The sequence below is a fragment of the Wolbachia endosymbiont (group A) of Nomada flava genome, assembly GCF_964027055.1.
Classification (GTDB): Bacteria; Pseudomonadota; Alphaproteobacteria; order Rickettsiales; family Anaplasmataceae; genus Wolbachia; species Wolbachia pipientis.
Genome location: NZ_OZ034725.1, coordinates 194,373 through 207,877, shown reverse-complemented (window position 1 = coordinate 207,877; position 13,505 = coordinate 194,373). Strand labels below are relative to the sequence as shown.

Below are 13,505 nucleotides of genomic sequence, written 5' to 3'. Positions count from 1 at the left end.
CTTTCATGATAAGGGGGCTGACGGAGTTTGTCAAGGAAGTTTTTTCGTTTCTATGAGCTACTTGGATGACGAGAAAGGAGCACTTACATATTTATGGCAACCTCTTACCTCCGCTCAAAAAGTTTTTCAATATCACTGAGTTTCATTTCTATATAAGTTGGTCTTCCGTGGTTGCATTGCCCGGAATATGGGGTTTTTTCCATTTGTCTCAGCAGCTCATTCATTTCATCTAACCTCATTTTTCTACCCGCTCTAATTGATCCATGACAAGCGATAGTGGCCAATATTTTGTTCACTTTATCTTCTACTGGCAATGTATCTTCTATTTCCGTTAATCTATCGACTATATTAATTAGCATCTCTTTCACATCTATTGCTCCCAAAATTGCAGGGATTTCTTTTACTATCACTTTATTTTCTGATTTGATCTCAATATCAAAACCCATTTCAAATAACTTATCTTTATAAACTTCAATCATCTCCATTCCGGCTTGATTTTTGATTTCAACCGTTTCAGGAAGAAGTAGTTTTTGTCTTTTTACACTTGATTTTTGTTTTAAGCATTCATATACTAGCCTTTCGTGGGCTGCATGCTGGTCGACTATAATCAATTTGTCTCTTACCTCGGCAATAATGTAAGTATTATAGACCTGACAGCGTGCAAACCCGAGCGGGTGGCTCTCTATCAAATCAACTTGCTCTAACACCTTTTTTTCTAGAACCATAGTCTCCGCTTGTGATGGTAATTTCTGTATGCCGGTATAATCAAACGATTTTGACTGTTCTGATAAGCTTTTTACTCTTTCATTTGGAGAAGCAAATTCTTTTATTAGTTGATTTTCAAAAGGACTTGGCCTTCTTTCATTTTGAACATTAGGTTTATCAAAAGGATCTGGCAATGTTGAATCCATTTTCTGGTCATGCGCTAGAAAGGTGCCTATCCTTCTTGACAATGCTTTAATTAATCCTCTTGTCACTATCTCATATATGAGCTTCTTATTCTGAAACCTTACTTCTGACTTATTTGGATGCACATTTACATCTACTTGATCATAAGGTATCTCTAAATGTAACGCTGCGAAAGGATACCTATCGCTTGGAATAAAATCATGATATGCATACCTAACTGCGCCAATAAGTAGATTATCTTTGATTGGCCTTCCATTAACAAACGTATAGATCTGAGTTGACTTACCACGATTGACGGTCGGTTTACAGATGTGTCCCGTAAGTTTAATGCCGTCTTCTTCTTCATTAATCTCCAGAGAACTGCCCTGAAATTCTTCTTCTACTTCACACAATCTATGAAATAACGAAGTCTGCTTAGCGTATTTTAAGAGCTTTTTATTACCTGAAGTGAGAGTAAACCCTATATGATAGTTAATCATTGCTAGGTTGTTTACAATATCAACAATGCTTTGAGTTTCTGCTCTTTCAGTTTTTAGAAATTTTAGTCTATTTGGAGTGGCAAAAAATAAATCTCGTACTTCAATATGTGTGCCTTGTGATAAAGAGTAAGGAGTTTGCTCCCCTATTTTCTCTCCACCCTCATAACTTATAGACCATGCTTCATTTGCTTCTCTTGCCTTAGACGATAATTTTATCCTACTTACTGCTGCTATTGAAGGCAGAGCTTCTCCTCTAAAGCCAAGATGCTTGATTTCTATCAACTCATTGTCGCTCAATTTTGAAGTAGCATGGCGCATAAACGCAAGTTCTAAATCGTTTTTTTCTACTCCGTTACCATCATCTGTCACAATAATAAGGTTACGCCCACCACTTTCTATTTTAATCTCTATTTCTAAACTTCCAGCATCTATTGCATTTTCCACTAATTCCTTTACTACACTTGCTGGCCTTTCTATCACCTCCCCCGCTGCTATACGGTTTATGGTTTTTGTGTCTAAAAGAATTATTGCCATAGATTTATTATGAAACTGGTTTTTCTTTTACTTCTTTGGTCTGTTTCTCTCTCCACTTTTTTAACCTACCTGCAATTTCACTGTTGGAAATTGACAATATAGATACGGCAGTAATGGCAGCATTATATGCTCCATTTTCTCCTATAGACATGGTTGCAACTGGAACACCCTTTGGCATTTGAACTATAGAGAGTAGACTGTCCAGCCCATTTAATTGTTTACTATGCACAGGAACGCCGATAACTGGTAAACAAGTTAGTGACGCAACCATACCAGGTAAATGAGCTGCACCTCCTGCACCAGCTATAATAACCTTAAAACCTTCTTCTTGTGCAGATTTAGCAAAATTGAAGAGCCTTTCTGGTGTTCTATGTGCAGATATTATGAATATATCATGTGAAACTTCTAATGCTTTTAACATATCAACAGTATGGACCATAGTGGTGTAATCTAACTCACTTCCCATAATAACAGCAACATCTTTTTTTATTTTTGTCATATTCAACACAATTTTACTTACTAACTAAATAATGTTCCAGCTAAAAAGCAACAAATATTTAAATTATATTATAAATATAATATATAGAATTCTCGTTAAAATAGAAATTTTAAAAATTTAAATAAATATTTATATTAAGATATAGAGATATAAACTTCTTATGTAAGATAAATTTATAAAATAATTATTTTTGTATTTCAAGCTTTGTAATCTTAGCTTGTTCTTTCTATAAATGGTTTTTTCAGATAGACTGATGGTAAAATGGTAATTTAAAATTACTAGAAATTTGATAAAAATATTAATATATAATCAACTTAAAGTTTTAAATATTGATATCATATAATTATTGACAAGTTACATGATATTAATATCTTGGTATATTAAATATTATGTTATAATGTTTAATAAAGTTAATTGATATGTGAGTGTAAGAATTATGGAAATAATATCGTTAAATAACTTAGACAGTGCAGGAATAAAAACAAAGTTGCTTTATATAATAAATAAAATTGTAGAAAAAAATGCTTGGACTCAGGCTTTTGCAGCTGAGAAACTTGGTATTGATCAGCCAAAGGTATCGCAAATTAAAAATGGTAAAATAGATGGTTTTTCTTTAGAGCGATTGTTAGGATTTCTAAAAAAACTTGATCATGAGATAACAATCACGATGACAGAAAGCCAAGAAATAAAATCTGAGGCAGAAAAAGTAAAACATGAAGTTGAATCGCAATAGATACAAAGTTGACAACTTGTTTTTTGTGATATAGTATAAAACTTATTAAGGTAGTATCTTATGGCTGAGTCTATTGTAGAAAACTGTATAGAACGGGTAAGTAACCGTTTCAAATTGGTTCTGTTGGCAAGTCAAAGAACACATGATTTAAATACAGGGGCAAGTAATCCAATTCAAGCAGCTAAGTTTAAAGGTCATAAAAATACCATAGTTTCCTTACATGAAATAGCAGGAAAACAGGTGGATACTCATGAGCTGTTTAGCCTTTTGGTAGGTAGATGCAAGGAATACATGAAAGGAAATATGAATAATGTTTACAGCAGTAATACAAGTAAGCTAGCGAATTTATTAAATTTTTCTGATAACACAGATCTTGATGCAAGTCAAGAAAGCCAAGATTATGAAGTGGATGGTGAAATAGATGATGAAATAAATGATCAAGATGGCGATGAAGAAGTATCCGTTTAGAAATCTACTGAAGTTACATAGTCTTTAAATGATTTGCATTGCTATCTATACACTGTTGTTCTGTATGAGTGTAATGTTGTGTTGCATAGTGTCTAAGTCAAATGATGTGTACAATAAGGTTTTAGCGTTCAATAATTTCTCAACGCAAGTAGTTGTACTTATAACAGCAATATCAATCATTCTGAATAATTTTTTTTTAATTGATATAGCATTGTTGTATGCTAGCGTTAGCTTTATATCAACTATAGCACTAATGAGATTAATGTTGTTTTGATAATTTATGATAGGATCCATTTTCATATTTTTAGGTATTTGTTTGATAATTATTTCAAATATAGGGGTGATCAGATTTCCTGATTTCTATACTAGGTTACATGCAGCAGGTATTACAGATTCTAGCGGTGCAACGTTATTGTTAATTGGTTTTGCTTTGCAGAATGGATTTTCAATCAATACTGTTAAAATAGTATTATTAATTTTTATAATATGGGTAGCTAACTCAACTAATAGCTATATTTTAGCGCGCACTCATTATAAAGTTAAGAAAAAAACTGTTAAAGAAGGCTAAGGTGTTAGAAATATTAAATGTAGTGTTATTTTTGTTGTTACTAACAGTTACGGTTTTTATAGTTTTCTCGCGACATTTAGTCGTAAGTGCTGTTCTAATGTGTGTATTTAGTTCACTGATTGCGCTTATATACTTAATTATGAATGCACCTGATGTTGCAATTACTGAAGCTTCTGTTGGTGCGGGGCTCAGTACAGTTTTTACGTTTGCAGCACTCTCCTTGATAAAGAATCATAAAGTAAATCTATCTCATAACCCTATAACGCTTTTTTTTATGTTATTTCTGGCTGTATGTTTGTCATATTTTATGATTCAATTGCCAGATTTTGGCAGCCACAATGCTCCGATCCACTTGCATGTTGCTCCTTATTATGTGGAAAATACCGAAAAAGCTACCGGTATTCCTAATATAGTGACAGCTATTTTGGCAAGCTTTCGTGGTTATGACACGTTTGGAGAAACTATAGTAGTTTTTACTGCTGCGCTTTGTATAACGTTGATATTAAAAGAAGAAAAAGAAAATGATTAAAGATCCGATATTAAATGCAGTAACATTTTTGATGATACCTTTTATCATTTTATTTGGTTTATACATACAATTTCACGGTGATTACACTCCGGGTGGAGGTTTTCAAGCAGGAATAATTATTGCCTCCGGGATAATATTATATTCAATGCTATTTGGTGTATCTACAACTCTAAAAGCAATACCTTATTCTGTAATTAGATTGACTAACGTGTTAGGTATTTTAATTTATGGAGGAACGGGCGTTGCAACAACTTTACTTGGCCAAAATTTTTTATCTTATGATATCTTGTTAACCAATAATAGAACCGGTCAAAAATTAGGTATTTTTTTGGTGGAATTAGGTGTAGCATTTACTGTCTGCTCCTCTATGTTAATTATATATATAAATTTTGCTCGTAGGAAAAAACAATGACTTTATATAATTATACGATTATTATTGTATTAATGGTGCTAGGTTTATATATTATTATAAACGATAAAAATTTAATCAAGAAAATGATAGGGGTAAGCGTCTTCCAAGCATCTGTTTTGTTATTTTACATATCTCTAGGATATATAAAAAGTTCCTTGCCTCCTATATTGGTTTCAAATTTTTATTCATATAGCAATCCTATACCCCATGTTTTAATGCTTACTGCTATAGTGGTTGGAATTGCAACATTTTCAGTTGGATTATCCATAGCAGTAAAAATGGAAGAAAAGTATGGAACAATTGATTAAGACAAGTGTACATAAATTAACAGTATCTTAAACTATATGAAGTAACAAATAGCCACAAGTTAAAAGTAAAATTATAGACTTGCTCGTTGTAAGTTTGTTTGTTAATAAGAAATAAAATTATAAACTATAAAGGTAATGATGTCAACTATTAATGATGCAGAAGATAAGAAAAAAATTATCAAAGATCTGGTAACTAAGAGTATAAAAAAGGGTGGTTTTATCACCTTTGATGATATAAATGATAAATTATCAGATGAAAATTTTTCGTCTGACTTTATAGATGATGCTATATCTTTATTGCAGGATTCCGGAATTAATGTGCTTGAAAGTAGCGAAGATGAAGAAGATATTCCTTCCAACAGTGATGATAGTAAACTTGATGATGATGACACATCGCCAAATGTTACTGCAACTTTAGTACAAAATGATGATCCAGTGAGGATTTATTTACAAGACATGAGCTCCGTAAAGCTTTTATCAAGGGCAGATGAAATCGAGATAGCAAAAAAAATTGAATCTGAAAAGCATAACATGTTACGTGCAATAATTGAAACATCAGTAACATTAAAGGTGATAAAAGTATGGCATGATGATTTAAGTAATGGAGCTCTCTTACTGAGAGAAATTATAGATCTGGATGCAATTTATAACTCTGATTTTAATGTGGTACCCAAAGAAGAAAGTGAAGAAAGTGCTGAAGATGTTGAGTACTGTAGTGATGATGAGAAAGATAGTAAAAAAAGTGATGATGAGAAAGACGGTAATAATGAAGATATAAGTTCAGTCAATTTAAATGTTTCTATTCTTGAAATGGAAAGTGACTTATTGCCAAAGGTCATAGTTGCATTGGATGAGGTAATTACTTTAACAAATGAAGCGTTGATATTAAGAAAAAATTCTAAAAATTTCTCTAATGAGCTAGAAAATTTGTATAATCAAATATGGTCTATAGCATTACAAATTAAGTTAAGTGATGCTGCTGTTGCCAGAATTACACAAGAACTTTATAAGATAAATAGATCCGTCACGCTTGAAGAGGCTAATCTTATTGCTGAGGCTAGAAAATACAATATCGATAGAGAAAGTTTCTATAAAGTTTATGATGACGTGCTTTTAAAGCACGAGTTGAAAGAGATAAGTCTTTTAAAGATCAATGAAAATCAGTCCTCTTTTACAGGTGAATTAAAAAACAAATTTTTAAGGTTTATAGACGATAACTCTGAACATATAGCTAGTACCTTGAACGGTATTAAGCAGCATATACAGGAAGATAACGTACAAGAATTTAAGGAGCTAATCAGGAGAATACAAAAACACGAACGAGAAGTCTCTGAAGCAAAGCAAGAGATGATTAAGGCTAACTTAAGGCTAGTAGTTTCCATTGCTAAGAAGTATTCAAAAAGAGGCCTTGATCTGCTTGATTTGATACAAGAAGGCAATATTGGTCTTATGAAGGCCGTGGATAAGTTTGATTACAAACGTGGATATAAATTTTCAACTTATGGCACTTGGTGGGTAAGACAATCAATCACTAGGGCAATACCTGAGCAGTCTAAAGTAGTTAGAATACCAGTTCATATGGTGGAAATTATCAGTAAAATCAACAGAGCATTAAGAAAGATGACTCATGAGATGGGAAGAGAGCCGACGTTAGAGGAATTGAGTGTAGAACTGACAATGCCACTGGAAAGAATACGCAAAGTTATGAAAATAGCAAGGGATCCAGTAAGTCTTGAAGCTCCAACAGGAAAAGATGATAGTAGTACCTTCGGTGATTGTATAGAAGATAAGCGAGTCTCCAGACCAGAGGATGCTGCAATACTTGCTGATTTGCGTGGCATTACAACCAATGTTCTTGCAACTTTAACACCAAAGGAAGAAAGAATTCTAAGAATGCGTTTTGGCCTTGGTAAAGATGGGAAGGAACATACCTTAGAAGAAGTAGGAAAAATTTTTAATGTAACACGTGAGAGAATTAGGCAAATAGAGGCAAAAGCACTGCGCAAGTTGAAACATCCAAGCCGCGCTAGAAAACTTAGAGGGTTCTTTTAAGTATACGTGTCAAGTTAAGAAGAAGCTGATTTTGCCCGGAAAAAATGGAGAGCAAGTTAGGCCAAAGTTGTATAATTTCACCGCTATTTTTCTTTTTTTATGGATCTAATGAAACAACATGCTAATCTACGGTAAATATTATGACAAACAAAAATGACAATTCTAATTCAAAGTATAGAAATTTTTATGTTCTGGGTGATAGTTTATCCGATAATGGCGCAATCATTGGAATTTTAAATAACTTATCCTTTGCAAAAAGCGTAAAGTTTGATGACCCTTTTTATCAAGGAGGATCTTTTAGCAATGGCCCTACTGCTGTTGAATATATAGCAAAATATTTAGATTTAGATGAATTTAAACCTGGGTGGAGTTATTCATTTTTTGGGAGATGCCACGAACAGCAAGGTCAGAATTACGCAGTTTCATATGCAACAGCATCTGAAATTTTTGACCCTATTTTTTCTTATTTCTTCAATAAATTTCGTTTAGCTAACCAGCTAGATGCGGTAATTAAACATCATCCAGATATAGGTAAAGAAGATTTATTTTGCATCATAATCGGCGGAAATGATGTTATGGTTGCCACTGCTTATGACGATACTAAAGCGGAAGAAGTGTTGGAACAAGCAGTGAGTGAAATATGTAATGCACTTAAGGTTCTAAATGAACATGGTGTTAAGCATGTAGTTGTTGCAAACGCACCTGAAGTTGGCTTAATACCAGCTTTTAATAGAGATGAAGAAGCAAGGGAACTAGCTACAAAGCTCACGGGGAGTTTCAATGCAAAACTGGCTAAAGGCTTAGATTATATGAAGAAAAGTACAAATCTTGAAATAAAAGCATTTGATCTTAACTCTAAAATGAGAAGTATATTTAGCGAATACAAGAGCAAAGGTTTAAATTGTCAAGATGCATGCACATCGAACATTGCAGACCAAGTTGGGAGATTTAAAGAAAATATAAAAATACTCTTAAAGTTGATATTTAAAGGGGAACTTGACGTTCACTATAACCCTGGGTGTAGCAAAGAAACACTAAAGGATTATTTCTTTTTTGATTATTTCCATCCAACTGCGGAACTTCATCATGAAGTTGGTAATGAAGTGTATGAGTTGATTTGACACAGTTTTTTTGAACATATCCTTTTAAATAGTAACCAGACTGCATTCTGTGATTTTTAGCAAAACACGATCTTTCATTTGAGCTTTCTTCAATTTAAAATAAATACAGAAAATTGCTGCCTATAGCTAAACTGATTTAGATTTACTGACAATTTGAAAAACCGTCATCCCGCTACTATATAGTTATTGATATATATTTTCTTTTAAGCTCTTGGTTTTGATCGATAAATGTAATCATTTCATCTTCTAAAGTTTTAATTTGATTACGTAAAATTGCAAGAAGTTCCTCTATTTGTTTGATTATAGATGTATCAGTTACCTGTTGGATTTGGGTTTTTTGTATTTTTGCTATTTCTACAAGTTGGTTTCTACGAGATAATTTTTGTTTCAAGCAATCAATATTACCATTATCAACTGTTAAAGGAGTAACACGCATATCTGTATTATTGATATAACGTGAAATGATACTGCAGTCTATTTTATCAGTTTTTGTAGTAATACCAAGGCTTTTAGCATAGTCTCTAACCCATCTAGGTTGAATGACGTACACCTCAAAACCATTGCTTAGTAAAGTATAGGCATATAATTTTTCGTATCCATCAGTTGCCTCAAGACCAACTTTGGTTACATTATGCAAACGTAAAAAGTCCAGCATTTCATCAATGGATTGTACATTGTTTTCAAATATTTTATAATGCTCAAGTGGGTGAATGTGGAGATCTAATTTACTTTTGCTAACATCAATGCCAGCAATAATGTTTGATGAATTCATAATTCCTCCGTAATAATAACATATACTGCATTTTCCAGCCTTATATACGAGCCTAAAAGCTCAATCAGTTGTTCGGAACTTTCAGTATAATAAACCAGAGAAGAGAACCTTGCTGAACAACGATTCTTATAATCAAGGGGCGTGACGGTTCCTCTTCTCTGTGTGTCTTTAATATCACTACTTTGATATTTATAAAGACTTGTTCTTAACATATAAGGGAAGTGTCCTCTAGGTAAGATTGTGGAGTATTCGTTGTAGCATTTGGCTGTTCAATTACGCTAGTTGATTCTTTAGGTATACTATTTCCTTCAAAATTTCCATCTTTTTATTATGTTCTCTTTAGCATTTTGAGAGTGAATTATTCTAGTTTTGATATTTAAACGTTTTGTATCTGCTGTAATGATTTCACTTCCAATTTGCTATTCTTTACATATTGAATTGCAAGCACTAACGCTTTACTCCCAGAAGCTGTGGTACTGTAAGCTATATTTTGCAAAATAGCAGTTCTCCTGATATCTTTGCTATCTGAGACTGATTTCACACCTTTTGAAGTATTGATCACTAGATTTATTTTTCCATCTTTGAGCATATCAACTATGTGGGGTCTGCCTTCTCTCACTTTATTTACAGTTTGTGCAGCAATGCCATTATTATTCAGATAAGAAGCTGTACCTTTGGTTGCATATATTTCAAAACTCAGTTCTTTCAACATTCGTACAACAGGCAATATATACTCTTTATCATCATCTTTTACTGAAACCAGAGCTGCTCCTTCTGTTGGTAACTTGTATCCCGCAGCCATATGCACTTTTGCAAGTGCAGCTTCGAAAGATGAGTCAATTCCCATCACTTCTCCTGTTGATTTCATTTCAGGACCAAGTAGAATATCAATTCCCGAAAAGCGCGTGAATGGAAAAACAGCAGCTTTAACTGCAAAATGATTGAAAGGCTCGTTTTCCTGATTCAATTTTTTACCCAAAATAACTTGAGTGGCAAGTTTTGCAATAGGGATGTTAATTACTTTGGAAATAAAAGGAACTGTGCGACTAGCCCTTAGATTCACTTCAAGTATGTATACATCACTAGACTTCTTGCATAACTCGATTTCTGAAGGCAATTTTGTCGTCAAAGCTTGTCTGCGCTCCTCAAATACATTCGAGTATTCTGTGGTGCTCATCTGCATTTTTTCTAAAAATTTCTCATCACAAACAGGTTCTGCAAGAGGTCTATTCTCTTGAACAGCAAACTGAATGTTTATCAGACCTTTCACTTCTAGTGCAAGAGCTATTCTTTCAGTTTGTAGCTTAATCTCTTTTATTACTTCGTCACTCAATGTATTTGTCGGTATTGAGCATGTTGAATCACCAGAGTGGATACCAGCTTCTTCAATATGCTCCATGACCGCTGCAATGAAAACTTTTTCCCCATCACATACAGCATCAACGTCAACCTCAACTGCATTGACTAAAAATTTATCAAGAAGCAGCGATCCGTGTTCAAAAATTTTGGTTTGATTCAAGACATACTCTTTGAAGCTCTGAGTATCGTGTCTAATCGACATAGACTGACCGCCAAGGACATATGATGGCCTGACTACTAGTGGAAACCCCACCTTTTCTGCGTTGGTTAACGCTTCTTCTACTGAATGGCAGATAGAATTTTCAGGTTGTTTTAAATTAAGTTGCAAAGCAAGGTTTTTAAACCTCATGCGATCTTCTGCAAGGTCAATAGAATCAAACGAAGTTCCCAGAATTTTGAAACCTCTCTCGTTAAGCACTTTGGCTAACTTTAAAGGTGTTTGACCGCCTATTTGAACTATTACACCAACCAGTGTGCCATTTTCTTGCTCTTTACTTAGTATTTCAAGCACATCCTCTGCAATGAGTGGTGCAAAATATAAACGATCAGCGGTATCGTAGTCAGTTGAGACAGTTTCGGGATTACAGTTGATCATTATTGTTTCATACCCCATTTCTTTGGCGGCAGAAGCTGCATGTACGCATGCATAATCAAACTCAATACCTTGACCAATGCGATTTGGACCACTTCCTAAAATGACAACCTTTTCTCGGTCAGAAATATTCGCCTCACATTCCGTTTTATTTTCAACATCACCCTCATAGCAGCCATACATATAAGCAGTGCTCGATTCAAATTCAGCTGCACAGGTGTCTACGCGTTTATAAACTTGTTTAATGCCAAATTTTTTTCTTATTTCTTCGATTTGTTTTACTCGATCTCCAGCGTGTAACGCTGGCTGGATCCCAGTGTCACGCACTGGGATGACAGAGGTAGGTCTATTACTTAACTTTGCCAACCTTGCATCCGAGAATCCCATCTTTTTTAGTTCTAATATTTCATATGCAGTTTCAGGAAGGCTATTTTCCTTGATTTTTTGTTCAGCTAATATAATTTGCTGTATATTTTGCAGAAACCATAAGTCATATCCTGTAATCGAATTTATTTCTTCTATGCTAATTCCGTGGCGCATTGCGTCAGCAGCAATCAGTAATCTGTTTGGCAGCAATTTTGCTAATTGAGATTTTACGTGATCAATATCAATGTTCTCAGGAAATACTTCATCAAGTCCTGTAAGATCAGTTTCAAGTGAACGGAAAGCTTTCTGTAGTGACTCATTAAAAGTGCGGCCGATTGACATTACCTCTCCCACTGATTTCATGGAAGTTGATAATTCACAATTCGTCCCCTTAAATTTTTCAAACTCAAATCGAGGAATTTTAGTGACGATATAATCAATCACTGGTTCGAATGCTGCTGGTATTATTGGAGCGCAGTCGTTACGTATTTCATCGAGCGAATAGCCAATAGCAAGTTTAGTTACAACTTTTGCAATAGGATAGCCTGTTGCTTTTGAGGCAAGTGCAGAAGAGCGAGAAACCCTTGGATTCATTTCAATTACAACAAGGCTTCCATCTTCTTTAGGATTCACTGCAAACTGAACATTTGCACCACCGGCACTAACATCAATTTCTCTCAGCACTGCTATAGATGCATTTCTCATCTGTTGGTATTCTACGTCACGCAGAGTCAAAGCAGGAGCAACAGTTATGCTATCCCCAGTGTGCACTCCCATTGGATCAACATTTTCTATCGAACAGACTATTATGCAGTTATCTTTACAATCGCGGATAACTTCCATTTCATATTCTTTCCAGCCGATAATTGATTCATCTATCTGAACTTCATTTATTGGCGAAATTTTGAGAGCACTTTCTGCGATATTGAAAAACTCCTCTTTATTATATGCTATGCCACTACCTGCGCCACCAAGAGTGAATGATGAGCGGATAATTGCTGGTAATCCAACGTAATCCAAAGCCTTTTTTATTTGTTCTTGATTTTTTATAATGATACTTTTGGGGTATTTCAGTCCTATTCTATCCATGGACTGACGGAATAACTCTCTATCCTCTGCTTTTTTTATTGCTTCTCTGTTTACCCCTATTAATTCTACGTTGTATTTGTCTAACACTCCATCATCTGCAAGTTTTATTGCGCAATTGAGTGCTGTTTGCCCGCCCATTGTTGGCAATATTGCGTCTGGCCTCTCCTTAATTATAATTTTCTCTATGATTTCAGGCAGTACCGGCTCAATATAAGTTGCATCAGAGAATTCAGGATCTGTCATTATAGTTGCGGGGTTGGAGTTAACCAAAATGACTTTATAACCTTCACTTTTTAATACTTTACAGCTTTGCGTTCCAGAATAATCAAACTCGCATGCCTGACCTATAACTATTGGGCCTGCTCCTATTACTAATATAGATTCTATATCTGTGCGTTTCGGCATAATTACAATAACGGTCTCTATTCAAGTAATGTTACCAATCTTTCCTGTATATGTGAATTTTTATTAAACCTATTAGCTAATTACTTTTAGGCTTGACGCATAACTGTACGAACATTGCAATTTGCGTGGCAGATTCCAGTGCTTGACACACAGCTGTACAAACATTCATTTTTGAAGGTAAATTGCACAGCAAATGATGTCATTCAAGTAGCTGACACTGGTTCCTTTATGACGGCAGTGCCCAGAGGTGTCATCCCAGTGCTTGACACTGGGATCTAGAAAACTTAACTTTAAATAAGTGGCTGCATAA

The 13,505-nt window shown here is 34.4% G+C and carries 14 protein-coding genes; 10 read left to right on the top strand and 4 right to left on the bottom strand.

The window, feature by feature from the left end:
- Positions 1–104 precede the first annotated feature (104 nt).
- Both mutL and purE read right to left on the bottom strand, forming a co-directional pair.
- A complete protein-coding gene (gene mutL / locus AAGD70_RS01090; RefSeq protein ID WP_065094468.1) occupies positions 105–1,922 on the bottom strand; it encodes a DNA mismatch repair endonuclease MutL in 1,818 nt (605 codons plus the stop codon).
- Between the two features lie 7 nt (positions 1,923–1,929).
- Positions 1,930–2,421, bottom strand: a complete 492-nt coding sequence (gene purE, locus AAGD70_RS01085) for a 5-(carboxyamino)imidazole ribonucleotide mutase (protein ID WP_174525399.1) — start codon at positions 2,419–2,421, stop codon at positions 1,930–1,932.
- A gap of 436 nt (positions 2,422–2,857) precedes the next feature.
- Here purE and AAGD70_RS01080 point away from each other — a divergent pair, with 436 nt between their 5' ends.
- The 9 genes from AAGD70_RS01080 to AAGD70_RS01040 all read left to right on the top strand — a co-directional run bounded on the left by AAGD70_RS01080 (position 2,858) and on the right by AAGD70_RS01040 (position 8,612).
- The gene (locus AAGD70_RS01080; RefSeq protein WP_012673420.1) at positions 2,858–3,154 is read left to right on the top strand and encodes a helix-turn-helix domain-containing protein; all 297 of its coding nucleotides are present in this window, start codon (positions 2,858–2,860) and stop codon (positions 3,152–3,154) included.
- Between the two features lie 60 nt (positions 3,155–3,214).
- On the top strand, positions 3,215–3,622 hold the full coding sequence (rpoZ, locus tag AAGD70_RS01075; RefSeq protein WP_065094470.1) for a DNA-directed RNA polymerase subunit omega: 408 nt from the start codon (positions 3,215–3,217) through the stop codon (positions 3,620–3,622).
- Between the two features lie 28 nt (positions 3,623–3,650).
- The gene (locus AAGD70_RS01070) at positions 3,651–3,896 is read left to right on the top strand and encodes a monovalent cation/H+ antiporter complex subunit F (protein WP_007548527.1); all 246 of its coding nucleotides are present in this window, start codon (positions 3,651–3,653) and stop codon (positions 3,894–3,896) included.
- Positions 3,897–3,902: 6 nt separating this feature from the next.
- Positions 3,903–4,190: a monovalent cation/H(+) antiporter subunit G gene (gene mnhG / locus AAGD70_RS01065; protein WP_006279703.1), complete on the top strand. Its 288-nt coding sequence runs from the start codon at positions 3,903–3,905 to the stop codon at positions 4,188–4,190.
- 1 nt (position 4,191) lies between these two features.
- A complete protein-coding gene (locus AAGD70_RS01060; RefSeq protein ID WP_065094471.1) occupies positions 4,192–4,719 on the top strand; it encodes a DUF4040 domain-containing protein in 528 nt (175 codons plus the stop codon).
- Positions 4,712–5,131 carry a Na(+)/H(+) antiporter subunit B gene (locus AAGD70_RS01055; protein WP_006279705.1) on the top strand — a complete coding sequence of 140 codons (420 nt, stop codon included), beginning with the start codon at positions 4,712–4,714 and terminating at the stop codon, positions 5,129–5,131. Before AAGD70_RS01060 ends, AAGD70_RS01055 begins: the two co-directional genes overlap by 8 nt.
- Positions 5,128–5,439 (top strand): cation:proton antiporter subunit C, encoded by a 312-nt coding sequence (locus tag AAGD70_RS01050; RefSeq protein WP_006279706.1) that lies wholly within the window; start codon positions 5,128–5,130, stop codon positions 5,437–5,439. Before AAGD70_RS01055 ends, AAGD70_RS01050 begins: the two co-directional genes overlap by 4 nt.
- A 138-nt stretch (positions 5,440–5,577) precedes the next feature.
- A complete protein-coding gene (gene rpoD, locus AAGD70_RS01045; RefSeq protein ID WP_065095295.1) occupies positions 5,578–7,491 on the top strand; it encodes an RNA polymerase sigma factor RpoD in 1,914 nt (637 codons plus the stop codon).
- Positions 7,492–7,631: 140 nt separating this feature from the next.
- Positions 7,632–8,612 carry an SGNH/GDSL hydrolase family protein gene (locus AAGD70_RS01040; RefSeq protein WP_065094473.1) on the top strand — a complete coding sequence of 327 codons (981 nt, stop codon included), beginning with the start codon at positions 7,632–7,634 and terminating at the stop codon, positions 8,610–8,612.
- Between the two features lie 175 nt (positions 8,613–8,787).
- Here AAGD70_RS01040 and AAGD70_RS01035 read toward each other — a convergent pair whose 3' ends face one another.
- Together AAGD70_RS01035 and carB are read right to left on the bottom strand one after the other, a co-directional pair.
- Positions 8,788–9,384, bottom strand: coding sequence for an IS110 family transposase (locus AAGD70_RS01035; protein WP_245611006.1), 597 nt, complete (start codon positions 9,382–9,384; stop codon positions 8,788–8,790).
- Positions 9,385–9,760: 376 nt separating this feature from the next.
- Positions 9,761–13,195 (bottom strand): carbamoyl-phosphate synthase large subunit, encoded by a 3,435-nt coding sequence (carB, locus tag AAGD70_RS01030; RefSeq protein ID WP_065095294.1) that lies wholly within the window; start codon positions 13,193–13,195, stop codon positions 9,761–9,763.
- Between the two features lie 138 nt (positions 13,196–13,333).
- Here carB and AAGD70_RS01025 point away from each other — a divergent pair, with 138 nt between their 5' ends.
- Positions 13,334–13,474 carry a hypothetical protein gene (locus tag AAGD70_RS01025; protein WP_245611005.1) on the top strand — a complete coding sequence of 47 codons (141 nt, stop codon included), beginning with the start codon at positions 13,334–13,336 and terminating at the stop codon, positions 13,472–13,474.
- The last annotated feature ends 31 nt before the right edge of the window (positions 13,475–13,505 follow it).